The organism is Pseudomonas sp. A214 (genome assembly GCF_900156295.1).
Classification (GTDB): Bacteria; Pseudomonadota; Gammaproteobacteria; order Pseudomonadales; family Pseudomonadaceae; genus Aquipseudomonas; species Aquipseudomonas rhizophila.
The window spans coordinates 1,755,910-1,782,453 of the sequence record NZ_LT707062.1 but is presented as its reverse complement, the minus strand read 5'-3'; the positions used below and the strand labels follow the sequence as shown (position 1 = coordinate 1,782,453).

The 26,544-nt window shown below is 60.4% G+C and carries 27 protein-coding genes; 14 read left to right on the top strand and 13 right to left on the bottom strand.

Features of this window, described 5'->3' with window-relative positions; genetic code table 11:
• Nucleotides 1–52: 52 nt before the first annotated feature.
• Together pta and BW979_RS08030 are read left to right on the top strand one after the other, a co-directional pair.
• Nucleotides 53–2,152 carry a phosphate acetyltransferase gene (pta, locus tag BW979_RS08035; protein WP_047228647.1) on the top strand — a complete coding sequence of 700 codons (2,100 nt, stop codon included), beginning with the start codon at nt 53–55 and terminating at the stop codon, nt 2,150–2,152.
• Nucleotides 2,153–3,061 carry an acyltransferase gene (locus tag BW979_RS08030; RefSeq protein WP_076383568.1) on the top strand — a complete coding sequence of 303 codons (909 nt, stop codon included), beginning with the start codon at nt 2,153–2,155 and terminating at the stop codon, nt 3,059–3,061.
• A 195-nt stretch (nt 3,062–3,256) separates the two neighbouring features.
• Here the strand turns inward: BW979_RS08030 and cysN are convergent, their stop codons facing one another.
• The 3 genes from cysN to BW979_RS08015 form a co-directional block, all read right to left on the bottom strand.
• Nucleotides 3,257–5,155 carry a sulfate adenylyltransferase subunit CysN gene (gene cysN / locus BW979_RS08025; RefSeq protein ID WP_047228649.1) on the bottom strand — a complete coding sequence of 633 codons (1,899 nt, stop codon included), beginning with the start codon at nt 5,153–5,155 and terminating at the stop codon, nt 3,257–3,259.
• Between the two features lie 9 nt (nt 5,156–5,164).
• A complete protein-coding gene (cysD, locus tag BW979_RS08020; RefSeq protein WP_003178041.1) occupies nt 5,165–6,082 on the bottom strand; it encodes a sulfate adenylyltransferase subunit CysD in 918 nt (305 codons plus the stop codon).
• Nucleotides 6,083–6,333: 251 nt separating this feature from the next.
• Complete coding sequence (locus BW979_RS08015; protein WP_047228650.1) at nt 6,334–7,092, bottom strand: Nif3-like dinuclear metal center hexameric protein; 759 nt, start codon at nt 7,090–7,092, stop codon at nt 6,334–6,336.
• 104 nt (nt 7,093–7,196) lie between these two features.
• Here BW979_RS08015 and algW point away from each other — a divergent pair, with 104 nt between their 5' ends.
• The 3 genes from algW (at nt 7,197) to BW979_RS08000 (ending at nt 11,364) form a co-directional block, all read left to right on the top strand.
• Complete coding sequence (gene algW / locus BW979_RS08010; RefSeq protein ID WP_047228651.1) at nt 7,197–8,357, top strand: Do family serine endopeptidase AlgW; 1,161 nt, start codon at nt 7,197–7,199, stop codon at nt 8,355–8,357.
• Nucleotides 8,358–8,526: 169 nt separating this feature from the next.
• Nucleotides 8,527–10,632, top strand: a complete 2,106-nt coding sequence (locus tag BW979_RS08005) for a TonB-dependent siderophore receptor (RefSeq protein ID WP_076383567.1) — start codon at nt 8,527–8,529, stop codon at nt 10,630–10,632.
• A gap of 12 nt (nt 10,633–10,644) precedes the next feature.
• Complete coding sequence (locus BW979_RS08000; RefSeq protein ID WP_076383566.1) at nt 10,645–11,364, top strand: DUF4198 domain-containing protein; 720 nt, start codon at nt 10,645–10,647, stop codon at nt 11,362–11,364.
• A 195-nt stretch (nt 11,365–11,559) separates the two neighbouring features.
• Here BW979_RS08000 and hisC read toward each other — a convergent pair whose 3' ends face one another.
• The 10 genes from hisC to BW979_RS07950 all read right to left on the bottom strand — a co-directional run bounded on the left by hisC (nt 11,560) and on the right by BW979_RS07950 (nt 19,535).
• Nucleotides 11,560–12,612: a histidinol-phosphate transaminase gene (gene hisC, locus BW979_RS07995; protein WP_076383565.1), complete on the bottom strand. Its 1,053-nt coding sequence runs from the start codon at nt 12,610–12,612 to the stop codon at nt 11,560–11,562.
• Nucleotides 12,609–13,952 (bottom strand): histidinol dehydrogenase, encoded by a 1,344-nt coding sequence (hisD, locus tag BW979_RS07990; protein ID WP_047228655.1) that lies wholly within the window; start codon nt 13,950–13,952, stop codon nt 12,609–12,611. The genes hisC and hisD overlap by 4 nt, the downstream gene beginning before the upstream one ends.
• A gap of 123 nt (nt 13,953–14,075) precedes the next feature.
• A complete protein-coding gene (hisG, locus tag BW979_RS07985) occupies nt 14,076–14,711 on the bottom strand; it encodes an ATP phosphoribosyltransferase (RefSeq protein WP_047228656.1) in 636 nt (211 codons plus the stop codon).
• Between the two features lie 129 nt (nt 14,712–14,840).
• Complete coding sequence (gene murA, locus BW979_RS07980) at nt 14,841–16,106, bottom strand: UDP-N-acetylglucosamine 1-carboxyvinyltransferase (RefSeq protein ID WP_018614024.1); 1,266 nt, start codon at nt 16,104–16,106, stop codon at nt 14,841–14,843.
• Nucleotides 16,107–16,128: 22 nt separating this feature from the next.
• On the bottom strand, nt 16,129–16,368 hold the full coding sequence (locus BW979_RS07975) for a BolA family protein (RefSeq protein WP_047228657.1): 240 nt from the start codon (nt 16,366–16,368) through the stop codon (nt 16,129–16,131).
• Nucleotides 16,369–16,482: 114 nt separating this feature from the next.
• A complete protein-coding gene (locus BW979_RS07970; protein ID WP_047228658.1) occupies nt 16,483–16,800 on the bottom strand; it encodes an STAS domain-containing protein in 318 nt (105 codons plus the stop codon).
• Nucleotides 16,797–17,450: an MlaC/ttg2D family ABC transporter substrate-binding protein gene (locus BW979_RS07965; RefSeq protein WP_076383564.1), complete on the bottom strand. Its 654-nt coding sequence runs from the start codon at nt 17,448–17,450 to the stop codon at nt 16,797–16,799. The genes BW979_RS07970 and BW979_RS07965 overlap by 4 nt, the downstream gene beginning before the upstream one ends.
• An 11-nt stretch (nt 17,451–17,461) precedes the next feature.
• On the bottom strand, nt 17,462–17,929 hold the full coding sequence (gene mlaD, locus BW979_RS07960; protein WP_047228660.1) for an outer membrane lipid asymmetry maintenance protein MlaD: 468 nt from the start codon (nt 17,927–17,929) through the stop codon (nt 17,462–17,464).
• Entirely contained in the window at nt 17,929–18,726 is a 798-nt protein-coding gene (gene mlaE / locus BW979_RS07955) for a lipid asymmetry maintenance ABC transporter permease subunit MlaE (RefSeq protein WP_047228661.1), read from the bottom strand. The genes mlaD and mlaE overlap by 1 nt, the downstream gene beginning before the upstream one ends.
• On the bottom strand, nt 18,726–19,535 hold the full coding sequence (locus BW979_RS07950; RefSeq protein ID WP_047228662.1) for an ATP-binding cassette domain-containing protein: 810 nt from the start codon (nt 19,533–19,535) through the stop codon (nt 18,726–18,728). Before BW979_RS07950 ends, mlaE begins: the two co-directional genes overlap by 1 nt.
• A gap of 275 nt (nt 19,536–19,810) precedes the next feature.
• Between BW979_RS07950 and BW979_RS07945 the strand changes: the two genes are divergently transcribed.
• The 9 genes from BW979_RS07945 to rapZ all read left to right on the top strand — a co-directional run bounded on the left by BW979_RS07945 (nt 19,811) and on the right by rapZ (nt 26,529).
• Nucleotides 19,811–20,785 (top strand): KpsF/GutQ family sugar-phosphate isomerase, encoded by a 975-nt coding sequence (locus BW979_RS07945; RefSeq protein WP_076383563.1) that lies wholly within the window; start codon nt 19,811–19,813, stop codon nt 20,783–20,785.
• Nucleotides 20,786–21,310, top strand: coding sequence for a KdsC family phosphatase (locus BW979_RS07940; RefSeq protein WP_047228664.1), 525 nt, complete (start codon nt 20,786–20,788; stop codon nt 21,308–21,310). It begins immediately after the preceding gene.
• A gap of 7 nt (nt 21,311–21,317) precedes the next feature.
• Nucleotides 21,318–21,890 (top strand): LPS export ABC transporter periplasmic protein LptC, encoded by a 573-nt coding sequence (gene lptC / locus BW979_RS07935; RefSeq protein WP_047228665.1) that lies wholly within the window; start codon nt 21,318–21,320, stop codon nt 21,888–21,890.
• Complete coding sequence (gene lptA / locus BW979_RS07930; protein ID WP_076383562.1) at nt 21,877–22,425, top strand: lipopolysaccharide transport periplasmic protein LptA; 549 nt, start codon at nt 21,877–21,879, stop codon at nt 22,423–22,425. Before lptC ends, lptA begins: the two co-directional genes overlap by 14 nt.
• Nucleotides 22,425–23,150: an LPS export ABC transporter ATP-binding protein gene (lptB, locus tag BW979_RS07925; protein ID WP_047228667.1), complete on the top strand. Its 726-nt coding sequence runs from the start codon at nt 22,425–22,427 to the stop codon at nt 23,148–23,150. Before lptA ends, lptB begins: the two co-directional genes overlap by 1 nt.
• Before the next feature lie 163 nt (nt 23,151–23,313).
• Entirely contained in the window at nt 23,314–24,807 is a 1,494-nt protein-coding gene (locus BW979_RS07920; RefSeq protein WP_047228668.1) for an RNA polymerase factor sigma-54, read from the top strand.
• 76 nt (nt 24,808–24,883) lie between these two features.
• On the top strand, nt 24,884–25,192 hold the full coding sequence (gene hpf / locus BW979_RS07915) for a ribosome hibernation-promoting factor, HPF/YfiA family (protein WP_047228669.1): 309 nt from the start codon (nt 24,884–24,886) through the stop codon (nt 25,190–25,192).
• A 12-nt stretch (nt 25,193–25,204) separates the two neighbouring features.
• Nucleotides 25,205–25,669 (top strand): PTS IIA-like nitrogen regulatory protein PtsN, encoded by a 465-nt coding sequence (gene ptsN, locus BW979_RS07910; protein ID WP_047228670.1) that lies wholly within the window; start codon nt 25,205–25,207, stop codon nt 25,667–25,669.
• Between the two features lie 2 nt (nt 25,670–25,671).
• A complete protein-coding gene (gene rapZ, locus BW979_RS07905) occupies nt 25,672–26,529 on the top strand; it encodes an RNase adapter RapZ (RefSeq protein ID WP_047228671.1) in 858 nt (285 codons plus the stop codon).
• The last annotated feature ends 15 nt before the right edge of the window (nt 26,530–26,544 follow it).

Sequence of the window (26,544 nt, the reverse complement as noted above, 5' to 3'; positions counted from 1 at the left end):
GGTAGACGGCAGTTATAGCCTCGCCTTTGCCATGCACCTTTAGAGAATCCGCATGCAAACTTTTTTTATCGCGCCCACCGATTTTGGTGTGGGTCTGACCTCCATCAGCCTCGGGCTGGTGCGCACACTCGAACGGGCCGGGCTGAAAGTCGGTTTTTTCAAACCTATCGCCCAGCCCCATCCCGGCGATACCGGACCGGAACGCTCCACCGAACTGGTGGCCCGCACCCACGGCCTCAAGCCGCCGCAGCCGCTGGGCCTGGCGCACGTCGAACGCATGCTGGGCGACGGCCAGCTCGATGAGTTGCTGGAAGAAATCATCACCCTCTACCAGCAGGCTGCCATCGGCAAGGACGTGCTGGTCGTCGAGGGTATGGTCCCGACCCGCAACGCCAGCTATGCCGCGCGGGTCAACCTGCACCTGGCCAAGAGCCTGGACGCCGAGGTCATCCTGGTGTCGGCGCCGGAGAACGAAGTGCTGACCGAGCTTTCCGGTCGCGTCGAGCTGCAGGCGCAACTGTTCGGCGGGCCCAAAGACCCGAAAGTCCTCGGCGTGATCCTGAACAAAGTCCATACCGAGGAAAGCATGGAGGCCTTCTCCGCGCGGCTCAAGGAGCACTCGCCGCTGTTGCGCAGCGGCGATTTCCGCCTGCTGGGTTGCATCCCGTTCCGCCCCGAACTCAACGCCCCACGCACCCGTGACGTGGCCGACCTGATGGGCGCGCAGGTGCTCAATGCCGGCGATTACGAAACCCGGCGCATGAGCAACATCATTATTTGCGCCCGCACCATGCGCAACACCGTGGAGCTGCTCAAGCCCGGCGTGCTGGTGGTGACCCCGGGTGATCGCGACGACATCATCCTGGCCGTGAGCCTGGCAGCGCTCAACGGCGTACCGTTGGCCGGCCTGCTGCTGACCAGCGACACCCTGCCCGACCCGCGCATCATGGACCTTTGTCGAGGCGCCTTGCAGGCGGGGCTTCCGGTGCTGTCGGTCAGTACCGGGTCTTACGACACCGCCAACCTGCTCAATGGCTTGAACAAGGAAATTCCGATCGACGACCGCGAACGTGCGGAGATCATCACCGATTTTGTCGCCAGCCACCTGGATGCCAAATGGCTGCATCAGCGTTGCGGTACGCCACGGGAAATGCGCTTGTCGCCGGCCGTGTTCCGCTACCAATTGATCCAGCGCGCCCAGGCCGCCGACAAACGCATTGTGCTGCCTGAGGGCAGTGAACCGCTGACAGTCCAGGCCGCCGCCATTTGCCAGGCCCGAGGCATCGCTCGCTGCGTGCTACTGGCCAAACCGGCGGACGTCGAGGCAGTGGCTCGAGCCCAGGGCATCGAACTGCCGCCGGGGCTGGAGATCCTCGACCCGGATTCGATTCGTGAGCGTTACGTCGAACCGATGGTGCGGCTGCGCAAGAGCAAAAGCCTGAACGCGCCGATGGCCGAACAGCAACTGGAAGACACCGTGGTGATCGGCACCATGATGCTGGCGCTCGATGAAGTCGACGGGCTGGTATCCGGTGTTATCCACTCCACCGCCAACACCATCCGCCCGGCCTTGCAACTGATCAAGACCGCCCCGGGATGTTCGCTGGTGTCTTCGGTGTTTTTCATGCTGTTCCCCGAAGAAGTGCTGGTCTATGGCGACTGCGTGATGAACCCGCATCCCAGCGCCGCGGAGCTGGCGGAGATTGCCCTGCAAAGCGCCGACTCGGCTGCCGCGTTCGGCATCACGCCACGGGTGGCAATGCTCAGCTATTCCAGCGGCGAGTCGGCCAGCGGTGAAGAGGTGGAGAAAGTCCGCGAAGCCACCCTGCTGGCCCACGAGGCGCAACACGGCTTGCTGATCGACGGGCCGCTGCAATACGACGCCGCCGCCAACGAAACCGTGGCCCGACAACTGGCGCCCAATAGCCAGGTGGCCGGCCGGGCGACGGTGTTCATCTTCCCGGACCTGAACACCGGCAACACCACCCACAAGGCCGTGCAACGCAGCGCCGATTGCGTCAGCCTCGGGCCCATGCTGCAAGGCCTGCGCAAACCCGTAAACGACTTGCCCCGCGGCGCTCAGGTCGACGACATCGTGTACACCATCGCCCTGACCGCGATCCAGGCCGCCAACCGACCCATGGATATTTAAATGCTGGATTTCCTGCCTGCTCCTGTGCGCGGCGTCATTGCCTCGCTGCTGTTGGCGTTGAACACCATCGCCTGCTGCACCCCGCTGTTCATCGTGGCAATCTTCAAGCTGTTGCTGCCCTTCCCCGCCGCCCAGCGTTTCACCGACTGGCTGATGGGCCACATTCATGAAGTCTGGATCAGCAACAACAAGGCCTGGATGAACCTGCTGCGCCGCACCCGCTGGCACCTCAGCGGCCTGGAAGGCCTGGACTACCAGCACTCGTACCTGATCACCAGCAACCACCAGAGTTGGGTCGATATCATGGTGTTGCAGTACGTGCTGAACCGGCGCATTCGCCCATTGAAGTTCTTTCTCAAGCAGGAACTGATCTGGGTACCGGTGATCGGCCTGGCCTGGTGGGCCCTGGGGTTCCCGTTCATGAAGCGCTACTCCAAGGCTTACCTGGAGAAGTACCCGGAAAAGAAAGGCAAGGACCTGGAAACCACCCGCAAGACCTGCGCGAAATTTCGCAACAACCCCGTGGGCATCTTCAACTTCGTCGAAGGCACACGCTTCACCGAAGGCAAGCATGCCCAGCAACAGTCACCCTTTCGCTACCTGCTCAAACCCAAGGCCGGTGGGATTGCGTTTGTGCTCGATGCCATGGGCGAACAGCTGGAGTCGATCATCAACGTGACCATCCACTATCCCGGCGGCCGACCGGGGTACTGGGATTTGCTCTGCGGAAAAGTTGACGAAGTGGTGGTGCATTTCCAGGAACTGAAGATTCCGCCGCAGTTCATCGGCAGGAACTACGACCAGGACGGCGCCTATCGCCTGGAGTTCCAGGGCTGGATCAATCAGTTGTGGCAGGATAAAGATGCGTTGCTGGAACAGATGCATCGGGAGTATCCAGACCGCCATTGAATCCCTTGTGGGAGCGAGCCTGCTCGCGATTGCGGTGTCTCAGCTTGGATAAATGGAGACTGACCCACCGCTATCGCGAGCAGGCTCGCTCCCACAGTTGACCGAGTTGTTCCTTGAAATGAAAAAGCCCGCAGATGATCGCTCATCTGCGGGCTTTTTCTTGTCGCTTGAAGCTAGAAGCTTGCAGCGGCTTCCTTAGATCGCCCCACGCTTGCGCAGCAGATCCAGCACCTGCTTGACGCTCTCTTCCAGGGTCAGCGACTGGGTGTCGATCACCAGATCGGCGTCCAGCGGCACGTCATACGGGAAGGACTCACCGGGGATGTTGTCGCCGGCAGCAGCGTACAAACCTTGCGGATCACGCTGGGCGCAGACGATTGGCGAGGCCTGGACATAGACCGTCAGCAGACGTTCCTTGCCGATCAGGTCTTTGGCCTGCTCGCGCCCTTCTGCATTCGGCGCGACGAACGCGGCTAGGGTCAGCAGCCCGGCTTCGTTGAACTGACGGGCAACGTGGGCCGCACGACGCCAGTTCTCGGTACGTCCGGCACGGTCCTGTGGCAAGCCCTTGTTCAAGTCATGACGCAGGTTCTGGCCATCGAGCACGAAGACCGCACGACCCATGTCGAACAGCTTGCGTTCCACCGCATAGGCCAGCGTGCTTTTGCCAGCACCCGACAGGCCGCTGAACAGCACCGTGGCCGGTTGCTGGCCGAAGCGTTGGGCGCGCTCTTCCACCGACACATGAGCCAGTTTGCCGTGGTGCGTGCTGGTGCCGTGAGCCAGCGGCTGGGCGACGATCATGCCGGCGCCGACAGTGCCATTGGTCAGGCGATCGATGACGATGAACGCGCCGGTGGTGCGGTTGCTCTCGTAACCGTCCAGGGCGATCGGCGCATCCAGGGCGATCTTCACCTTGCCGATTTCGTTGAGCTGCAACGCGCTGGCCGGGCCTTCTTCCAAGGTGTTCACGTCGACCTTGTTGACGATGCTGGCAATCGAGCCCGGCACGTAACTGGTGGCGCGCTTGATGTCGTATTTCTTGCCCGGCAGCATCGGCTCTTCGGCCATCCACACCAACATCGCTTCGAAGCTGTCGGTGACCGGCGGCACGCTGTCGGCATGCACCAGCAGGTCGCCACGGGAGATGTCGATCTCATCTTCCATGGTCAGCGTCACTGCCTGGCCAGGGCCCGCGTGTTCCAGCTCGCCTTCGAAAGTGACGATGGACTTCACGCGGCTGCTCTTGCCCGAAGGCAGCACCACCACTTCGTCGCCCTTGTGCACGATGCCGCTGGCCAGGGTGCCGGCGAAACCGCGGAAGTTCAGGTTCGGACGGTTGACGTACTGCACCGGGAAACGCAGGTCGGTGAAGTTACGGTCGCCCGCCACTTCCACGGTCTCGAGAATTTCCATCAGCGACTGGCCGGTGTACCAAGGCGAGCGCTCGGACTTGTTCACCACGTTGTCGCCCTTGAGGGCCGACATCGGCACGAAGTGCATGCTGGTGGGCTTCATCTTCAAGCCTTCGGCGAACTTCAGATAGTCGGCCTTGATCGACTCGAACACGCCCTGGTCGAAGTCCTTGAGGTCCATCTTGTTGATGGCCACGACGATGTGCTTGATGCCCAGCAACGAGGCGATAAAGCTGTGGCGACGGGTCTGGGTCTGCACGCCGTAGCGGGCATCCACCAGAATGATCGCCAGGTCACAGGTGGAAGCTCCGGTGGCCATGTTGCGGGTGTACTGCTCATGGCCCGGGGTGTCGGCGATGATGAATTTGCGCTTGGCCGTGGAGAAATAGCGGTACGCGACATCGATGGTGATGCCTTGCTCGCGCTCGGCCTGCAAGCCATCGACCAGCAACGCCAGGTCGATGTCGTCACCGGTGGTGCCGACTTTCTTCGAATCGCGGGTAATGGCTTCCAGATGATCTTCGTAGATCATCTTGGAGTCGTGCAGCAGGCGCCCGATCAGGGTGCTCTTGCCGTCGTCGACGTTACCGCAGGTCAAAAAACGCAGCAGCTCTTTGCGCTCGTGCTGGCCCAGGTAAGCGAGGATGTCCTCGCTGATCAAATCAGATTGGTGCGACATGACAACCCCTTAGAAATAACCCTGACGTTTCTTATCTTCCATCGAGCCTGCGCCATCGTGGTCGATGACCCGGCCCTGGCGCTCGGAAGTTCGCGTCAGGAGCATTTCCTGAATGATGTCCGTCAGGCTTTCGGCCTCGGACTCCACCGCGCCCGTCAACGGGTAGCAGCCAAGGGTGCGGAACCGCACTTTCTTTTTGACGATACGGGCTTTGTCTTCATCGGACAGGTGCTCGAGGATGCGCTCGTCGTCGATCATGATCAGCGTGCCGTTCTTCTCGATCACTTCGCGCTCGGCGGCGAAGTACAGCGGCACGATCGGGATGCCTTCGAGGTAGATGTACTGCCAGATGTCCAGCTCGGTCCAGTTCGACAGCGGGAATACGCGAATCGACTCGCCCTTGTTGACCTTGCCGTTGTAGACGTTCCACAGCTCCGGGCGCTGGTTCTTCGGATCCCAGCGATGCTTGCTGTCGCGGAACGAGTACACGCGCTCCTTGGCGCGGGACTTCTCTTCATCGCGGCGGGCACCACCAAAAGCGGCGTCGAAACCATACTTGTCCAAAGCCTGTTTCAGGCCTTCGGTCTTCATGATGTCGGTGTGCTTGGCGCTGCCGTGAGTAAACGGGTTGATGCCTTGCGCCACACCGTCCGGGTTCACGTGAGTGATCAGGTCCAGGCCCAGCTCTTCAACCATGCGGTCGCGGAACTTGTACATTTCCTGGAATTTCCAGCGGGTGTCGACATGCATCACCGGAAACGGCAGCTTGCCGGGGAAAAACGCCTTGCGTGCCAGGTGCAGCATCACGGCGGAGTCTTTACCGATGGAGTACAGCATCACCGGGTTATCGAACTCGGCGGCCACCTCGCGGATGATGTGGATGCTTTCCGCCTCCAGCTGTTTCAGATGCGTCAGTTTGTCGACCATGGCTACTCACGAAAACTTTCTTATGAACGGCCAGCGGGCCGTGTTCGAGCGGGGAATCCTAGCACAGCGACCTCTTCTAATCAGGGCGCCAACTAGATCGAAACAGCATATGGATATGCCTGCCGGTTCGGGCGTTGCGGTGGCCTCCGTGGGAGCAAAGCTTGCTCGCGATGACGTCGGCACATGCAATACCGCTATCGCGAGCAAGCTTTGCTCCCACAGGCCCGCTCCCACATTCAGTTCAGCGTTAGTCAGATGGGATTCGGGCAATCTATGAAGATATGCTCCAAAGCAAAGCGCCGCGCCAGGTAATCGCCCAATGCCTGCACACCATAGCGCTCGGTCGCATGGTGCCCGGCGGCGATGAAGCTGATGCCGTTTTCCCGGGCGCTGTGAAAGGTCTGCTCGGACGCCTCGCCACTGAGAAACAGATCAACCCCGGCCAGCACGGCCTGATCGATGTAGCCCTGGCCTCCGCCCGTGCACCAGCCGACCCGGCGGATCATCTGCTCGCCTTCGATCAACAAAGGTTCGCGGCCCATGACTTCCTGCACTTTACGGGCGAAGTCCCGAGGCGTCATCGGTTCGGACAAGGAGCCCACCAGGCCGACGACCTTGGGGTTGTCCGGGTCCAGCGGCCCTTCGACGGTAATGTCCAACTGGCGAGCCAATTGCACGTTATTGCCCACCTCGGCATGCAGATCCAGCGGCAAGTGGTAGGCCAGCAGACTGATATCGTGCTTGAGCAAGGTTTTGAGGCGACGTTGCTTCATGCCGGTGACGCACGGATTTTCGCCTTTCCAGAAATACCCGTGATGCACCAGCACCAGATCAGCGTCAGCCTCCACTGCAGCATCGAGCAATGCCTGGCTGGCGGTGACACCGCTGACTATGCGCGTCACCTGAGGGGCGCCTTCGACCTGCAAACCGTTGGGGCAGTAATCGGCAATCCTGGCGGCGGCCAGGTAACGATCCGCTTCTTCTACCAGGGTGTTCAGGGCTACGGCCATGAAAAGACTCCTAAATATCCCGTTCAGAGGCGCGCGCGGCCTCGTATAATGCGCGACATTATGGGCGGTCTCACACCGCCTGCAACCTTTGTAGGACGTGCTTAATGCTCAAGGCGCTGCGTTTTTCCGGCTGGCCTCTGTTGGCCGGCGTGCTTGTCGCTCTACTGATTATCCAGCGTTATCCGGAGTGGGTCGGCCTACCGAGCCTCGACGTCAACCTGCAGCAGGCGCCACAGACCAAGGCACTGCAACAAGGGCCGGTGTCCTATGCCGATGCCGTGACGATCGCGGCACCGGCCGTGGTCAACCTGTACACCACCAAGGTCGTCAACAAATCCAGCCATCCCCTGTTCGAAGACCCCCAGTTCCGGCGCTTCTTCGGCGACAACTCACCCAAGCAGAAACGCATGGAGTCGAGCCTGGGTTCGGGCGTGATCATGAGCCCTGAAGGTTATATCCTGACCAACAACCACGTCACCAGCGGCGCCGACCAGATTGTGGTGGCGCTCAAGGATGGTCGCGAAACCCTGGCCCGGGTGATCGGCAGCGACCCGGAAACCGACCTCGCGGTGCTGAAGATCGACCTGAAGAACCTGCCGGCCATCACCATTGGGCGCTCGGACAGCATCCGCATCGGCGATGTCACCCTGGCCATCGGCAACCCCTTCGGCGTCGGCCAGACCGTGACCATGGGCATCATCAGCGCCACTGGGCGCAATCAGTTGGGCCTGAACAATTACGAAGACTTCATCCAGACCGATGCCGCGATCAACCCCGGGAACTCCGGCGGCGCGCTGGTGGATGCCAACGGCAATCTGACCGGGATCAACACGGCGATCTTCTCCAAGTCCGGCGGCAGCCAGGGCATCGGTTTTGCGATTCCGGTGAAGCTGGCCATGGAAGTGATGAAGTCCATCATCGAACACGGCCAGGTGATTCGCGGCTGGCTGGGTATTGAAGTGCAGCCGCTGTCCCAGGAGCTGGCGGAATCCTTCGGCCTGTCCGGGCGGCCTGGGATCGTGGTAGCAGGCATTTTCCGCGATGGCCCGGCCCAGAAGGCCGGCCTGCAACTGGGCGACGTGATCCTGAGCATCGACGGCGAACCCGCCGGTGACGGCCGTCGCTCGATGAACCAGGTGGCGCGGATCAAACCCACCGACAAGGTCGCCATCCAGGTGATGCGCAACGGCAAGGAGCTCAAGCTCACCGCAGAAATCGGTTTGCGCCCACCGCCGGCACCGGTGGTGGTGAAGGAAGAAGAGTAACTGCGCGATAGCAACGGCCTTGCTGGCCAAGAGTCCCTTGTGGTGAGGGAGCTTGCTCCCTCGCCACAAAAACCGTGTTCGCCTCGGTTATTTTAGTCGGCCAGGAATAGCATAAATTCTCATTAGTAGTGTTATATTGTTTCAATACTAAAAATTGGAACAAGATAACATGTCATCTCTAAAACGGATTTCCCTCGCCAGCCTGGCCTTGGGTCTGCTGGGTGACCCGGTGATCGCCGAGGAAATCCAGCCGATGGAACTGGACGCCATCAACGTCTCTGCCGACTACGAATCCCCTACCGGGCCGGTGACGGGCTATCGCGCCACTCGCTCCGCCAGCGCCACCAAAACCGACACCGCCCTGCGGGACATCCCGCAATCGATCAGTGTGATCCCCGCCAGCGTCCTCAATGATCTGGGCAGCACCAACGTCGAACGGGCCCTGGAATATGCCGGCGGCGTGTCAAAGCAAAACAACTTCGGTGGCCTGACGCTCTACGAATACAGCGTGCGTGGCTTTACCACTTCGGAGTTCTACAAGGACGGCTTCAGCGCCAACCGCGGTTATCCGAGTACGCCGGATGCGGCCAACATTGAACGCATCGAGGTGCTTAAAGGACCGGCGGCCAGCCTGTACGGGCGCGGCGACCCCGGCGGTACGGTGAACATCGTCACCAAGAAGCCCCAGCCCGAAGCCTTCACCACCCTGCAAACCAGCGCCGGCAGTTGGGATCGCTACCGCACCGCGTTGGACGTCAACACGCCACTGGACGCTGAGGGCAATGTGCTGTCGCGGGTCAACTTGGCGATCGAGGACAATCACAGCTTTCGCGATCACGTCCAGAGCAAGCGCGTCTTCGTCGCCCCCTCCCTCAGTTGGCAACTGAGCCCCGATACGCGCCTGCTGGTGGAAAGCGAAATCGTGCGTCACAGCTCAACGTTCGATCGCGGCATCGTGGCGCCGAACAACCGTTGGAGCGGTGTTTCCCGCTCGACCTTTTTGGGCGAACCCAACGACGGCGACATCGACAACCACAACAACATGCTCCAGGCGGCCCTCGAACATCAGCTCAACGACGCCTGGCAACTGCGCCTGGCCAGCCATTACAAACAGGGCGAACTCTGGGGATTCGCCTCAGAAGCGCGGCCGCTGAACGCCGACGGTCGTACGGTGAACCGCCGCTACCGCGAGCGCGACAACAATTGGCACGACAGCATTACCCAGCTTGAATTACGCGGACTGTTTGACCTCGGGCCCTGGCAGCACGAATTGCTGATCGGCACCGAATACGAGGACTATCGCAAGAACGAGCGCGTGACCACGATCAACGGTGGCACTTACCCCATCGACATCTATCAACCGGTCTATGGCCAGCCGAAACCTGATGGTCAACGTACCGGCACCGATTTTTTCGAGCGTGTGAAAAGCCGTGCGCTGAATCTTCAGGACCAGATCGTCTTCACCGACAAACTGCGGGGCATGCTCGGCGTGCGTTATGAGCATTTCGAGCAGAGCATTGACGACCACACCACGCAGCTCACCAGCCGCCAGCGTCATGACACCTTCACGCAACGGGCCGGCCTGCTGTACCAACTGACACCCGAGGTCGGACTGTTCGCCAACGCTTCCACCTCGTTCAAGCCCAACAATGGCCTGGATGCCGAGGGCAAAACCTTCGATCCGGAGGAAGGCGTTGGCTATGAAGTGGGGATCAAGAGCGAGCTGTTCGATGATCGCCTGAGCACCACTCTGGCGGCGTTCCATATCGAAAAGGAAAACGTCCTGGCGCGGGACCCGGCCACAGACTCCAACCGCGCCATGGGCAAGGCCCGCAGCCAGGGACTCGACCTGCAGGTCACCGGGCAGGTAACTGACGCCATCCGGGTGATCGGCGCCTTCGCCTACATCGATGCCGAAGTGACCAAGGGTGACGAAACCATTCCCACTGGCAGCCGGATTCTTGGCGTCGCCAAGCACAGCGGCAGCCTGCTCGGCGTCTACGAATTCCAGGACGGCCACCTGCGCGGCTCCGACGTGGGTGCGGCATTCACATACGTCGGAGATCGCTCCGGCGAAGCCGGCAAGGACTTCGAACTGCCGGCCTACCACACCGTGGATCTGCTGGCCCATTACAAAGCCAGCGACAACGTCACCGTGGGCCTGAACCTGAACAACGTCTTCGACGAAAAATACTACGAGCGCTCGTACAGCAACTACTGGGTCAACCCCGGCGAGCCACGCAACTTTACCGTCAGCCTCACCCTTGATCTGTAAAAAGGAAAATCAATGAAATACCCCAAGACCTTCGCCCTTCTCAGCCTGTTCCTGGCCACACAAGCCTCGGCCCATGGCCTGTGGACCGAACAGCGGCGCGGCAACATCGAAGTGATCTACGGCCACGGCGCCGAGGACAATGCCTTCAAGGCGCAGAAAATCAGCGGTGCGTGGGCCTATGACCTGGGCGGCAAGATGATCCCGGTCACCGTCGAACGCTTGCCCGACCATGCTCGCTTGCAACCCCTCAAACCACCGGCCGTGATGGCCGTGGAACTGGACAATGGCATGTGGTCCCAGACCGCTGACAAAAAATGGATCAACGAAGGCCGCAGCAAGGTGCCCGGGGCGATTGAATCGACCCACACCTTCAAGTACAGCCTGGCGATCTACGAGCCGGGAGCGAAGTTACCGAAACTTGATCAGGTCAAGTTCCTGATCCTGCCGGAAGTCGACCCGCTGACCGTAGGCCCGGGCCAGCCACTGCCGGTACGGGTGCTGCTGGACGGTAAACCGGCGGCAGGGGTGAAGCTGGTGGGTGATTACCGCAGCGCACCGGACACCGTATCAGCAGAAACCGACGCCGAAGGCCGGGCCAAGGTGCTGGTGCGTAACGAGGGGTTGAATGTGATCGCCGCGCAGATGGAAATCGCGCTCAAGGACAACAAGGACGTGGCCACGCGCGGGGTGTTCACCTCGCTGACCTTCCTGGGTGAAGAGCATCACGAGTAAGGCCCAACAACTGTGGGAGCGAGTCTGCTCGCGATGGCGGTGGATCAGCCAGATGGATGTTGACTGACACTACGCCATCGCGAGCAGGCTCACTCCCACAGGGTGCCTCTGCTGGTTACAAAATTTGTATTCGCAACAACTCTACTGTGGGAGCGAGCCTGCTCGCGATAAGGCCATCTGCCCCCTTCCTTAGCTTTAGAGTTCACCCAGGGCTTCGATCAGCGCCTGGTTCTGCTCCGGCGTACCAATGCTGATCCGCAGGAACTGGGCAATCCGCTCCTGCTTGAAGTGCCGCACGATCACGCCTTGTTCGCGCAATTTCGCCGCCAGCCCTGCCGCATCGTGCCGGGGGTGACGGGCGAAGATGAAGTTGGCCGCCGAAGGCAACACGTCAAAGCCCTTGGCCTGCAACTGCGCCACCACCCATTCACGGTGCTCGATGACCAACCGGCAGGTCTGCTCGAAATACTCCCGATCGTCGAACGCCGCCGCGCCCCCGACATTCGCCAGGCGATCCAGCGGGTAGGAATTGAAGCTGTTCTTGATCCGCTCCAGCGCTTCGATCAGGTCCGGATGGCCCACCGCCAGGCCCACCCGCAACCCTGCCAATGAGCGGGACTTGGACAGGGTCTGGGTCACCAGCAGGTTCGGATAGCGGTCCACCAGACTGATGGCGGTCTCGCCGCCGAAGTCGATATAGGCTTCATCAACCACCACCACCGAGTCCGGGCTGGCCTTGAGGATCTGCTCGACCGCTTCAAGGGCCAGCAGGCAGCCGGTGGGAGCGTTCGGATTGGGGAAGATGATCCCGCCGTTTGGTTTGGCATAGTCCGCCGGGTCGATCTGGAACTGCGCGTCCAGCGGCACTGCGTCGAACTGGATGCCGTACAGCCCGCAATACACCGGATAAAAGCTGTAACTGATGTCCGGGAACAACAGCGGCTGATCGTGCTGCAGCAGCCCGTGGAAAATGTGCGCCAGCACTTCGTCCGAACCGTTGCCCAGGAACACCTGGTTGCTCTGCACACCGTAATAGCGGGCCACGGCGCTTTTCAGCAGATCGCTGTTGGGATCCGGGTACAGGCGCAGGTTGTCGTTCAGCTCGGTTTGCATCGCCGCCAGGGCCTTGGGCGACGGGCCGTAGGGGTTCTCGTTGGTGTTGAGCTTGACCAGGCGGGTCAGCTTCGGCTGTTCGCCCGGCACGTAAGGCACCAGATTCTTGACGAACGGGCTCCAGAATTTACTCATTTCAGTTTCCCCTGCCCTTCAATGGAGCGCTCATCAAGGATGCGGTATTCGGCACTGCGGGCGTGGGCGCTCAGCGACTCGCCACGGGCCAGCACCGAAGCGGTCTTGCCCAGTTCGGACGCACCTTGCTCGGAGCAGAAGATGATCGACGAACGTTTCTGGAAGTCATACACCCCCAGCGGCGACGAGAAACGCGCCGTACCGGAAGTCGGCAAGACGTGGTTGGGACCTGCACAATAGTCACCCAGGGCTTCGCTGGTGTGGCGGCCCATGAAGATCGCACCGGCGTGGCGGATCTGCGGCAGCCAGGCTTGCGGGTCAGCGACCGACAACTCCAGGTGCTCCGGCGCGATGCGGTTGGCGACCTCGATGGCCTGTTCCATGTTCTCGACCTTGATCAGCGCGCCACGGCCGTTGATCGAGGTGTTGATGATCTCGGCGCGGTCCATGGTCGGCAGCAGCTTGTCGATGCTGGCAGCCACTTTGTCGAGGAACTCGGCGTCCGGGCTGACCAGGATCGCCTGGGCGTCTTCGTCGTGCTCGGCCTGGGAAAACAGGTCCATGGCGATCCAGTCCGGGTCGGTCTGGCCGTCGCACACCACGAGAATTTCCGAAGGCCCGGCGATCATGTCGATGCCGACCTGACCGAACACGTGGCGCTTGGCGGTGGCGACATAGATATTGCCTGGCCCCACCACCTTGTCGACCCGCGGCACGCTCTCGGTGCCATAGGCCAGCGCAGCCACGGCCTGGGCGCCACCAATGGTGAACACCCGGTCCACCCCGGCGATGCAGGCAGCGGCCAGCACCAATTCATTGATTTCGCCGCGCGGGGTCGGCACCACCATGACCACTTCGGTCACGCCAGCGACCTTGGCTGGGATCGCGTTCATCAACACCGAGGATGGATACGACGCCTTGCCACCCGGCACGTACAGACCGGCGCGGTCCAGCGGCGTGACCTTTTGGCCCAGCACCGTGCCGTCGGCTTCGGTGTAGCTCCAGGAGTCCTGTTTCTGCCTCTCGTGATAGTCGCGCACCCGCGATGCGGCTTTTTCCAGGGCTTCGCGCTGCGGCACCGTGATCCGGGTCAGGGCCAGTTCCAGGCGCTCGCGCGGCAGGATCAGATCAGCCATGGACGCCACTTGCAGGCCATCGAATTTCTGGGTGAATTCCACCAAAGCTGCATCGCCACGCTCGCGCACAGCCTTGATGATGTCCAGCACCCGCTGATTGACCGAGTCGTCAGACACACTTTCCCAGCTCAGCAGATGATCCAGATGATGTGCGAAATCCGGGTCGGCAGCGTTGAGTCGGCGAATCGAAGTGGGAGCGGTCATAGCGAGGGCCTCATTAATGGCAAATGCTCAGGCGCCCTAAGCTACCAGTCCATTCGCGTGGGCACCTGAGAAAATTGGCTATGACACGGATAGACGGGCGCGACTCAAGGTCGCGCAGGTGAATCAGCCGCGGTGTCGCGATTCCACTGCCTTGCGCAGGGTATCGATCAAAGCCTGGATACGGGCGTGCTGCATTTTCATCGAAGCCTTGTTGACGATCAGCCGGGAGGTGATGTCGGCAATGAAGTCCTGGGGCTCCAGGCCATTGGCCCGCAGGGTGTTGCCGGTGTCGACCACATCGATGATCTTGTCCGCCAGGCCGATCAGCGGCGCCAGCTCCATCGAACCGTACAACTTGATGATATCGACCTGACGGCCCTGCTCGGCGTAATAACGCTTGGCAATGTTGACGAACTTGGTCGCCACCCGCAAACGGCCCTTGGGCTCTGGCGCGCCGACTTTGCCGGCGGTCATCAGCTTACAGCGGGCGATCCGCAGGTCCAGGGGCTCGTACAGGCCCTGGCCGCCGTATTCCATCAGCACGTCCTTACCGGCAACGCCCAGGTCGGCGGCGCCATGTTCAACGTAAGTCGGAACATCGGTGGCGCGCACGATCAGCAAGCGCACATCGGCTTGAGTCGTGGGAATGATCAGCTTGCGGCTCTTGTCCGGATTCTCGGTCGGCACGATGCCCGCTTCAGCCAGAAGCGGCAAGGTGTCATCAAGGATGCGGCCCTTGGACAGTGCAATGGTCAACATGGGAAACGTCAGTCCTTATCAAGGTACTCATGCCCGGTCGCAAGCGGCGCCGGACACACATCGAGGGTGTTACCACCCTCGACCTGAAACGAAATCAACAGGCGCGTCCCTGCGCCCATGCAGCCGGACCTAGCCCGGTACGCGACGGATCTTGGCGCCGAGCATCTGCAGTTTCTCTTCGATGCACTCGTAACCACGGTCGATGTGGTAGATACGGTCGATCAGGGTGTCGCCTTCGGCAACCAGGGCCGAAATCACCAGACTGGCCGAAGCCCGCAGGTCGGTGGCCATCACTGGCGCGCCCTTGAGTTTCTCGGTACCGGTCACGATGGCGGTGTTGCCTTCGACCTGGATCTTGGCGCCCATGCGGTGCAGTTCGTAGACGTGCATGAAACGGTTTTCGAAGATCGTCTCGATCACCGCACCGGTGCCTTCGGCAATGGCGTTGAGGGAGATGAACTGCGCCTGCATGTCGGTCGGGAACGCCGGGTACGGGGCGGTCCGCACGTTGACGGCTTTAGGCCGCTTGCCGTGCATGTTCACTTCGATCCAGTCTTCGCCGCAGGTGACTTCGGCACCGGCTTCCTTGAGTTTCTCCAGGACGGCTTCAAGAATGGTCGGATCGGTGTCCTTGACCTTGACGCGGCCACCGGTGACAGCAGCAGCCACCAGATAGGTGCCGGTTTCGATCCGGTCCGGCATCACTTTGTAAGTGGCCGAATGCAGGCGCTCAACACCATCGATGGTGATGGTATCGGTGCCGGCGCCGCTGATCTTGGCGCCCATGGCGATCAGGAAGTTCGCCAGGTCGACCACTTCAGGCTCGCGAGCGGCGTTTTGCAGCACGCTGCGGCCCTTGGCCAGTGCGGCCGCCATCATGATGTTCTCGGTACCGGTCACACTGACGGTATCGAAGAAGAAGTGAGCGCCGCGCAGGCCGCCTTCAGGCGCCTTGGCCTTGATGTAGCCACCCTCGACGTCGATCACCGCACCCATGGCTTCCAGGCCGCGGATATGCAGGTCCACCGGACGCGAGCCGATGGCGCAACCACCCGGCAAGGCAACTTCGGCTTCACCAAAACGGGCGACCATCGGTCCCAGTACCAGAATCGACGCACGCATGGTCTTCACCAGTTCGTACGGGGCGATCAGGGTCTTGATGGTGCGCGGGTCGATCTCGACGCTGAGCTTTTCGTCGATCACCGGTTCAATGCCCATGCGACCGAACAGCTCGATCATGGTGGTGATGTCGTGCAAGTGCGGCAGGTTCGCCACGGTCACCGGGCCATCGCACAGCAACGTCGCGGCCAGGATCGGCAGGGCGGAGTTCTTTGCCCCGGAGATGCGGATTTCGCCATCAAGACGAACGCCGCCGGTAATAATCAGTTTATCCATAAGAATCTCGACGCCCTTGGGCTCAGGTGCGCTCGGCCCAGGCCGCGCGGCTGAAAAATTTCATAGTGACCGCATGGATGCTGCCATCGGCGATCCACGGGTTCAAATGGGCATAGATCTGCTGCTGACGCTTCACCGGGCTCAACGCCGCCAGTTCATCGCTGATCACGTTCAGCTGAAAGTTGCAGCCTTCGCCCTCAACTTCAATGACAGTTTCGGGCAGCTTTCCTTCAAGGAAGCTCTTCACTTCTACGGCCTGCATGCTCAACCTCTATCGGCGCCCTGTGCGCACGGGTCGCACATCATACAAAAAAGCCCCGCGCCTGCGAACCCCGCGAAGCAGGACTCTGACGGGGGGCTTTTTCAGGGATGTGGGTCAGGAGTGCACCAATAGTTCGGTCAGTTCGCTGACCTGGGCTATTTCGCGCATGTCTTCGGGCATCCCACGGATGCTCCAGGTTTTTCCGGCAGCTTTGGCGTCACGCATGAAGCACAGCAGCAGGGACAGGCCGACACTGCTGGACTTCTGCACCGCCGAGCAGTCAATGACCAGTTCTGCGGCGCCGGCGGAGCCGATCAGCGCCTGGCCCTGCTTGCGCAAGACCGGGCCAGTGCGATAGTCCAGCACGCCACTGAGCAACAGCTCGCCAGATTCGCCCAAACGAACGGCCGACTCACTCGCCAACTCACTCATTGCGCCTGCTTCTCTTGAGCATCCTGGGCAACTTCCTTGGCCTTGGCGACTTCACCGGCCCAACCGTCTATGGTTTTGTCCAGATCATTGCCGTTTTGCTGCATTGCATCAGCGAACTGATCGCGGAACAGCTTGCCGATGTTGATGCCATTGATGATCACGTTACGCACCTTCCACTCGCCGTTGATTTTCTCGAGCGTGTAGGACACAGGGTAGATCGCGCCGTTATTGCCCTTGACCTGCATATCGACGCTGGTGCGGTTGCCGCTTTCGTCCTTGGCCGGCGAAACGGTGATGCCCTGGTTGTTGTATTCGAGCAAGGCGTTGCCGTAGAACTGCATCAGGCTGCGCTTGAAGTTTTCCTGGAAGCGCGTCATCTGCGCCGGGGTCGCCTTGCGCGAGTACTTGACGGTCATGATGCTTCGGGAAATACCGTCGGCATCCACCACGGGACCGACGATGCCGTTCAGCGCGTCGTAGAACGCCCCCGGATCCTGCTTGTATTTCTCTTTGTTGGCAGCCAGGTCTGCCAGCAACCGGGTGGTAGTGTCCTGGATGATTTCATGGGCCGAAGGCGCGGCCATGGCGTTGGCCATCAGCGGCAGCGCCGCGAGCAGCACCAACAGGCTACGTCGCAAGATAGAGATCATTCAAAAGCTCCTCATTTGGCGTCTTTGCTAACGGTATTGAGCAGGAATTTACCGATCAGGTCCTCAAGCACCAGCGACGACTGCGTATCGTGGATGGTCCCGCCATCCTTGAGCAAAGCTTCTTCACCGCCAACGCTGATACCGATGTATTTCTCGCCCAGCAGCCCAGCAGTGAGGATCGATGCAGTGGAGTCAGTCGGCAGGTTATCCACGCGCTTTTCCAGCTGCAGCGTCACCCGACCGGTGAAACTGTCGCGGTCCAGATCGATTGCCGTGACCTTGCCGATGGTTACACCAGCCATGGTCACTTTGGCTCTGACCGTCAAACCGGCGATATTGTCAAAATAAGCATAAAGTTTATAAGTGTCGGTGCTTGCGGTCGGCGCCAGGCCACTGACCCGCAGGGCCAACAACAGCAAAGCCAGGATGCCAGCCAGCAAGAAAAGGCCGACACCGATTTCCAGGGTGCGGTTTTGCATCAGAAATCTCCAAACATCAAGGCGGTCAGAATAAAGTCAAGGCCCAGGACCGCCAGCGAGGCGTACACCACGGTCTTGGTTGTGGCACGGCTGATCCCCTCTGACGTGGGCTCACAGTCATAGCCTTGAAACACGGCGATCCAGGTCACCACGAAAGCGAATACGGCACTTTTGATAACGCCGTTGAGCACGTCGTCGAGAAAGTCGACACTGTTCTGCATGTTGGACCAGTAGGAACCTTCATAGACCCCCAGCCAGTCAACAGCCACCCACGAGCCGCCCCAGATCCCCACGACGCTGAAAATGATCGCCAGCACCGGCAGGGAAATGAAACCGGCCCACAGGCGCGGGGCAATGATGTACTTGAGCGGGTCGACACCGATCATTTCCAGACTGGACAACTGTTCGGTGGACTTCATGTTACCGATTTCGGCCGTCAGCGCCGAACCGGCACGCCCGGCAAACAGCAGCGCGGTCACCACAGGTCCCAGCTCGCGCAACAATGTCAGCGCGACCATCTGTCCAACCGCCTGCTCCGAACCGTAGCTGGACAAGATGTTGAACCCCTGCAGCGCCAGGACCATACCGATGAAGATCCCGGAGACCACGATGATCACCAGGGACATCACGCCCACCGAGTGCAGTTGCTTCACCAGCAGCCCAAACCCGCCACCCGTCGTGTTGCGCCCCAGCAGGGCATGCATCAGAAACAGCGAGGAACGGCCCAGCACTGCCACCACATCGATGCCGGAACGACCAAACAGGCGAACTCTTTCTATCAGTGATTTCTTGCGCATCAGCGCTTCCCCAGCAGATCGGTGCGGTAATCCGTGGCCGGAAAATGGAACGCCACAGGCCCGTCCGGATCACCCTTCATGAATTGACGAATGCGCGGGCTGTCCGAGGCCTTCAATTCCTGGGGCGTACCCTGCCCCAGCACCTGGCCATCGCCGATCACGTAGATGTAGTCCGCAATGCTGGCGGTTTCGGCCAGGTCGTGGGATACCACAATGCTGGTAATACCCAGCGCATCGTTGAGCAGACGGATCAGGCGCACCAGCACGCCCATGGCGATCGGGTCCTGGCCGACGAAGGGTTCGTCATACATGAGGATCTTCGGATCAAGGGCAATCGCCCGGGCCAGGGCGACGCGGCGCTTCATGCCACCAGACAGTTCGTCCGGCATCAAGTCCAGGGCACCCCGCAGCCCGACCGCCTGCAATTTGAGCAGGACGATGTCGCGAATCATCTCTTCCGGCAGGTCGGTATGGACCCGCAAGGGGAACGCCACATTCTCGAACACGTCGAGATCGGTGAACAATGCGCCGCTCTGGAACAGCACGCCCATGTGCTTGCGCGCATCGAACAGATCGCTGCGCGACAGCTTTGGAAGATTCTGCCCATTGACCCAGACTTCGCCGGCACTGGGGCGCAACTGTGCACCCATCAGCCGCAACAGCGTGGTCTTGCCGCACCCGGAAGGCCCCATGATGCCGGTGACCTTGCCACGGGGAATGCGGATATCGATGTCATTGAAAATGCTGCGCGCCCCTCGCTTGAAGGACAATCCCTTCAGCTCGACCGCGTAGGCGTTGTCGGCACTCATCTAAACTCCTTGCGATGCAGCCTCACATCCGAATGCCCTGGCCAACCGACAAACGCCGGACTGCCGGGCACCCGAACCGGCGGCGAACTATATCACTGCAACACCCAAGCGCCCAAGGCCCAAGCCCGCGCCCGTTCAGTCCGGATACAGCTAAAAGAAGAGACTTTGTATCAAGTCATGTGAATCGCTCGAACAAAGCATGACGAACTAACGTGAGGGAATTGTTCATTGCCGCTATAATCGCCGCCTTTTCATCGAGCCATACGATCTCTGACATGAACCAAACCAGCGACCTGATTCAATCGGCACAACGTACCATCCGCCTCGAGCTCGAAGCCGTACAAGGCTTGCTGCCCCATATCGACGCTGATTTCGTACGTGCCTGCGAGATGATTCTGGCCAGCAAGGGTCGGGTGGTCGTGGTCGGCATGGGCAAGTCGGGACACATCGGCAACAAGATCGCCGCCACCCTGGCCAGCACCGGCACTCCGGCATTTTTTGTCCATCCGGCCGAAGCCAGCCACGGTGACATGGGCATGATCACCCGGGAAGACATCATCCTGGCCCTGTCCAACTCTGGCTCCACCAATGAGATCATCACCCTGCTGCCGCTGATCAAGCGCCTGGGGATCCAACTGATCAGTGTCACTGGCAATCCGGATTCGCCCCTGGCCAAAGCCGCCGAGGTCAATCTCAATGTTCATGTCGAGCACGAAGCTTGCCCGCTGAACCTGGCGCCGACCTCTTCCACCACCGCCACCCTGGTCATGGGTGATGCCCTGGCCGTGGCGTTGCTGGAAGCCAGGGGGTTTACCGCTGAAGACTTCGCGTTCTCCCACCCCGGCGGCGCCCTGGGCCGTCGCCTGCTGTTGAAAGTGGAAAACGTGATGCACGCAGGTCAGGAGCTGCCACAGGTGCCACGCGGCACGCTGCTCAAGGATGCACTCATGGAAATGACCCGCAAGGGTCTGGGCATGACGGTCATTCTCGAAACTGACGGCAAACTCGCCGGGATCTTCACCGACGGCGACCTGCGTCGCACCCTGGACCACCCGATCGACATTCACAGTACGACCATCGAGCAGGTCATGACCCCCCACGGCAAGACTGCCCGCGCCGAGATGCTCGCCGCCGAGGCCTTGAAAATCATGGAAGACCATAAGATCAGCGCCCTGGTGGTGGTCGACGACGAAGACCGCCCAGTGGGCGCCCTGAACATGCACGACTTGCTGCGTGCGGGAGTCATGTAAATGAACACAGACCTGCTGCAACGTGGCAAAGCGATCAAACTGGCCGTGTTCGACGTGGACGGCGTCCTGACCGACGGCCGCCTTTATTTCCTCGAAGACGGCAGCGAATTCAAGACCTTCAACACCCTCGACGGCCAGGGCATCAAGATGCTGATGGCCGCCGGCGTGCAGACCGCCATCATCAGTGGCCGCAAGACCCCAGTGGTCGAACGGCGCGCGAAGAATCTCGGCATCCCCCACCTGTATCAGGGACGAGAAGATAAACTGGTGGTGCTGGACGAGCTTCTGGGGCAACTCAACCTAAGCTATGAACAGGTCGCCTACCTCGGTGACGACCTGCCGGACCTGCCGGTGATTCGTCGGGTCGGCCTGGGCATGGCGGTGGCAAACGCGGCCGGCTTCGTGCGCGAGCACGCCCACGGCATCACCACGGCGCGAGGCGGCGAAGGGGCCGCTCGTGAATTCTGTGAACTGATCCTGCGCGCCCAAGGCCGCCTCGAGGCGGCCAACGCCGCGTATCTGTGAGCCATTTATGCTAAGCAAGAAAATTCGCACCATCGTGGTGTTCGGCTGCATCGCAGCGATTTTCGCGGCGGTCGGCTATTGGAACATCAGCCCGGAACGCTTCCTCGACCGCCCTGCGGTCAAGGTCCAGGAAAATGATATCGACTGGTATGCGACCAACACGCATACCCTGCAATACCTGCCCGATGGCAAAGTGCAGTATGAAATGACGTCCGACAAAGTCGACCACGTCAAGGCCAGCGAAATCACACTGGTCACCAAGCCAGACCTGAACATGTTCAGGGGCACCGAGTTTCCGTGGCACGTGCAGAGCGAACGCGCCGAGGTCAATCCCGACGGCACCGAAGTGGAACTGATTGATTCGGTACGCATCGCCCGGACCGATGAGAAGAACCGTACGACCATCATTACCAGCAGTCGTATGACAGTCTTCCCGCAGCGAGAATATGCGCAGACCGAGCAACCCGTTAGAATCGACGGCGCCGGTGGTGTGTCGACCGGCACGGGAATGAAAGCGTATTTGAAGGAAAGCAGGATACACCTGCTATCGAACGTAAGAGGACAGTATGAAGCTCGCTAAAACCCTCCCTATTTTGCTCAGTCTGGGCGCAGCACTGGGAAGCGCGAGCGCCTGGGCCCTCCCCACCGACCGCGACCAGCCTATCCGCATCCAGGCCGACGACGCCCAACTGGACGACAAGAACGGTGTAGCCACCTATAAAGGTGACGTGATCATCACCCAGGGTTCGATGAAGGTCACCGGCAACACCGTGACCATCACCCGCACCCAGTCCGGCGACATCGACGTCGTCACCTCGGTGGGCAATCTGGCCTACTTCGAGCAGATGCAAACCGCGGGCGACACCAAGCCGGTTCAAGGCTACGGGGTAACCATTCAGTACCACGCCGCCAAAGACCGCGTGGTGCTGATCGATCGCGCCAAGGTCGTCGACAAGGACAACAACATCACCCAGGGCGAGAAAATCGTCTACGACACGGTCAAGAAGCTGGCCAGCGCCGGTCGCGCCACTGGCAGCAAGGTCACCGAGCAGCGTCCACGGATCGACATGGTCATCCAGCCGAAAAAGAAAACCGACGAGCAGAAGGCCCAGTAATGGCAACTCTGAAAGCTCAGCACCTGGCCAAGAGCTACAAGAGCCGCCAAGTCGTGCGTGATGTCAGCCTGTCCATCGACAGCGGCCAGATCGTCGGCCTGCTCGGCCCCAACGGCGCGGGCAAGACCACTTGTTTCTACATGATCGTCGGCCTGGTTCAGGCCGATCAGGGCCGCGTCCTGATCGACGACCTGGACGTCAGCCACCAGCCGATGCATGGCCGGGCGAAGGCCGGTATCGGCTATCTGCCGCAAGAAGCGTCGATCTTCCGTAAACTGTCGGTTGCCGACAACATCATGGCGATCCTCGAGACCCGCAAGGAACTCGACAAGGCCGGTCGCCGCCAGGAACTGGAAAGCCTGCTGCAGGAATTCCACATCAGCCACATCCGCGACAACCTGGGCATGAGCCTGTCCGGTGGCGAACGGCGCCGCGTGGAAATCGCTCGCGCCCTGGCCACCGCACCGAAATTCATCCTGCTGGACGAACCATTCGCTGGCGTGGACCCGATTTCGGTCGGCGACATCAAGCAGATCATCCACCATCTCAAGGCCAAGGGCATCGGCGTATTGATCACCGACCACAACGTTCGCGAGACGCTGGATATCTGTGAAACCGCCTATATCGTCAATGATGGCCAGTTGATTGCCGAAGGCGACTCCGCGACCATCCTGGCCAATGAACTGGTCAAGGAAGTGTATTTGGGCCATGAGTTCCGCCTGTAAGCGAAAAGTGTCTGGTCAATCACCTCGGCGTCGCTAATTTTATTACGTGACGCCCTAGGCAAACACTTCAGTTTCAGGCATATAATTTGCTTAAGTTTGGCGCTTCGGCGCCCTGTAGTGGATGGCGCATGTGCGCCGGCGAATAAGGTGTTAAGCCCCAGCCATGAAACCATCGCTAGTCTTGAGAATGGGCCAGCAGCTGACGATGACACCGCAGCTGCAACAGGCCATCCGCCTGCTCCAATTGTCGACCCTGGACCTGCAACAGGAAATCCAGGAGGCCCTGGAGTCCAATCCGATGCTCGAACGCCAGGAAGAAGGCGACGACTTCGACAACACCGATCCGCTGGCCGATAACGTCGAGCAAAAGACCAACACCGAAATCCCGGAACCGTCCTATCAGGAAACCGCCCCGACGGTGGATAACCTTGAGGATGGCGAATGGAATGAACGCATCCCCAACGATCTGCCCGTGGATACTGCCTGGGAAGACGTCTACCAGACCAGCGCCAGCAGCCTGCCCAGCAGCGATGACGACGAGTGGGACTTCACTACCCGCACCTCCACCGGCGAAAGCCTGCAGAGCCACTTGCTGTGGCAACTGAACCTGGCGCCGATGTCCGATACCGATCGTCTGATTGCCGTGACCCTGATCGACTGCATCAACAATCAGGGCTACCTGGACGAGACGCTTGAAGAAATCCTCGAGGCCTTTGACCCCGAGCTGGACATTGAGCTGGACGAAATCGAAGCCGTCCTGCACCGCATCCAGCAGTTCGAACCCGCCGGCATCGGTGCTCGCAACCTGGGCGAGTGTCTGCTGCTGCAACTGCGTCAGTTACCCGCCAAGACGCCTTGGCTGGCCGAAGCCAAGCGACTGGTCACCGACTACATCGACTTGCTGGGCGGTCGCGACTACAGCCAGTTGATGCGTCGCATGAAGCTCAAGGAAGATGAACTGCGCCAGGTGATCGAACTGGTCCAGAGCCTCAACCCGCGCCCAGGCTCGCAGATCGAGTCCACTGAACCCGAATACGTGGTTCCCGACGTGATCGTGCGCAAGCACAACGACCGCTGGCTGGTGGAACTGAACCAGGAATCGGTGCCCAAGCTGCGGGTCAACGCCCAGTACGCCGGCTTCGTAAAGCGCGCGGACACCAGCGCCGACAACACCTTCATGCGCAACCAGTTGCAGGAAGCGCGCTGGTTCATCAAGAGCCTGCAAAGCCGCAACGAAACCCTGATGAAAGTAGCCACCCAGATCGTCGAGCATCAGCGCGGCTTCCTGGAGTACGGCGACGAAGCCATGAAGCCGTTGGTCCTGCACGACATTGCCGAGGCAGTGGGCATGCACGAGTCGACGATTTCGCGGGTGACCACCCAGAAATTCATGCATACCCCCCGGGGCATTTATGAACTGAAATACTTTTTCTCCAGCCACGTCAGTACCTCCGAAGGCGGTGAATGCTCGTCCACAGCCATCCGCGCGATCATCAAAAAACTGGTGGCCGCGGAAAATCAGAAAAAGCCGTTGAGTGACAGCAAGATCGCTGGTTTACTGGAGGCACAAGGCATTCAGGTGGCCCGCCGTACCGTCGCCAAATACCGTGAATCCCTCGGGATCGCACCTTCGAGCGAACGCAAGCGGTTGATGTAACAGGCCACGCCACAGCGTTCCAGTGGCAGGCATTTCTGCCTGCCGCTTTATGCACTGGCAACGAAGGAGAAGCTGTATGCAAGTCAACATCAGTGGACACCAACTGGAAGTGACCGAACCTCTTCGCGAATACATCGGCGAAAAACTCGAACGATTGGAGAGGCATTTCGACAAGATCACCAACGTGCAAGTCACGATGAACGTCGAGAAGCTGCTGCAGAAAATCGAAGCCACGTTGCATATCCCCGGCGGAGAGGTGGTTGCCAATGCTGCGCATGAAGACATGTATGCCGCGATTGACCTGCTGACCGACAAGCTGGATCGCCAACTCAAAAAGCATAAGGAAAAGACCCAGAGCCTCCTCCAGGGCGCGACCGGTCGTTAACCCCCCTAATCCATGATCCGACTAGAATCCATCCTGACCCCCGGCCGTTCCCAGGTGAACGTGCCGGGTGGCAGTAAAAAGAAAGCCCTCGAACAAATTGCCAACCTGATCCACCGAGAGGTACCGGATCTGGAAATGCAGGATGTCTTCGAGGCCCTGTTTGCCCGTGAAAAACTGGGCTCCACCGGCTTTGGCAACGGTATCGCCATTCCCCATTGCCGCCTCAAGGCCTGTACAGCGCCGATCAGTGCGTTGCTGCACCTTGAAGCACCCATAGATTTCGACGCCATCGACGGCGCACCGGTCGACCTGCTGTTTGTACTGCTGGTACCGGAAGCGGCGACCGATGCGCACCTTGAGCTGCTGCGCCAGATCGCCAGCATGCTGGACCGCAAGGAAGTGCGCGAGAAATTGCGCAGCGCGCCGAGCAACGAAGCCTTGTATCAGGTTGTCCTGGACGAGCAGAACGGTCATTAAACATGCGCATGATCATTGTCAGCGGACGCTCCGGCTCCGGTAAAAGCACGGCGCTTAACGTGCTTGAGGACAGCGGCTACTACTGCATCGACAACCTGCCGGCCGGCCTGCTGCCGGAACTGGCCGAGCGCGCCCTGATCCATACCGAACTGGCGCAACCGCTGGTGGCTGTCTCCATCGATGCACGTAATCTGCCGAGCCACCTGTCGCGGTTCCCGGAGCTGCTCGCGGAAGTGCGCAATCGGCACATCCAGTGCGATGTGCTGTATCTGGATGCAGATGAGGAGACGCTGCTCAAGCGTTTCTCCGAAACCCGTCGGCGTCATCCCCTGAGCAACGCAAGCCGCTCCCTGGCCGAAGCCATTCATGACGAGAGTCAGCTGCTGGGGCCGATCGCCGACCTGGCGGACCTGAAGGTCAATACCACCCACCTGAACCTGTATCAACTGCGCGACACCATCAAGTTGCGTCTGCTGAACCAGCCGGAACCGGGTACGGCATTTCTGGTGGAGTCGTTCGGTTTCAAGCGCGGAATGCCGGTAGACGCCGACCTGGTGTTCGATGTGCGCTGCCTGCCCAATCCTTATTGGAAACCGGAGCTGCGCGAACAATCGGGGCTCGACCAGCCGGTGATCGACTACCTGGCCGCCCAGCCGGATGTCGAGGAAATGTACCAAGACATCTCCAGCTACCTGCTCAAATGGCTGCCGCGCTTTGCCGCGAGCAACCGCGCCTACGTCACGATTGCCATTGGCTGTACCGGTGGCCATCACCGCTCCGTCTACCTGACCGAACGTTTGGGTCAGCTCCTGCAACAGTCCCTGAAGAACGTCCAGGTTCGCCACCGCGACCTCAGCTAAAGGATTCACATCGCG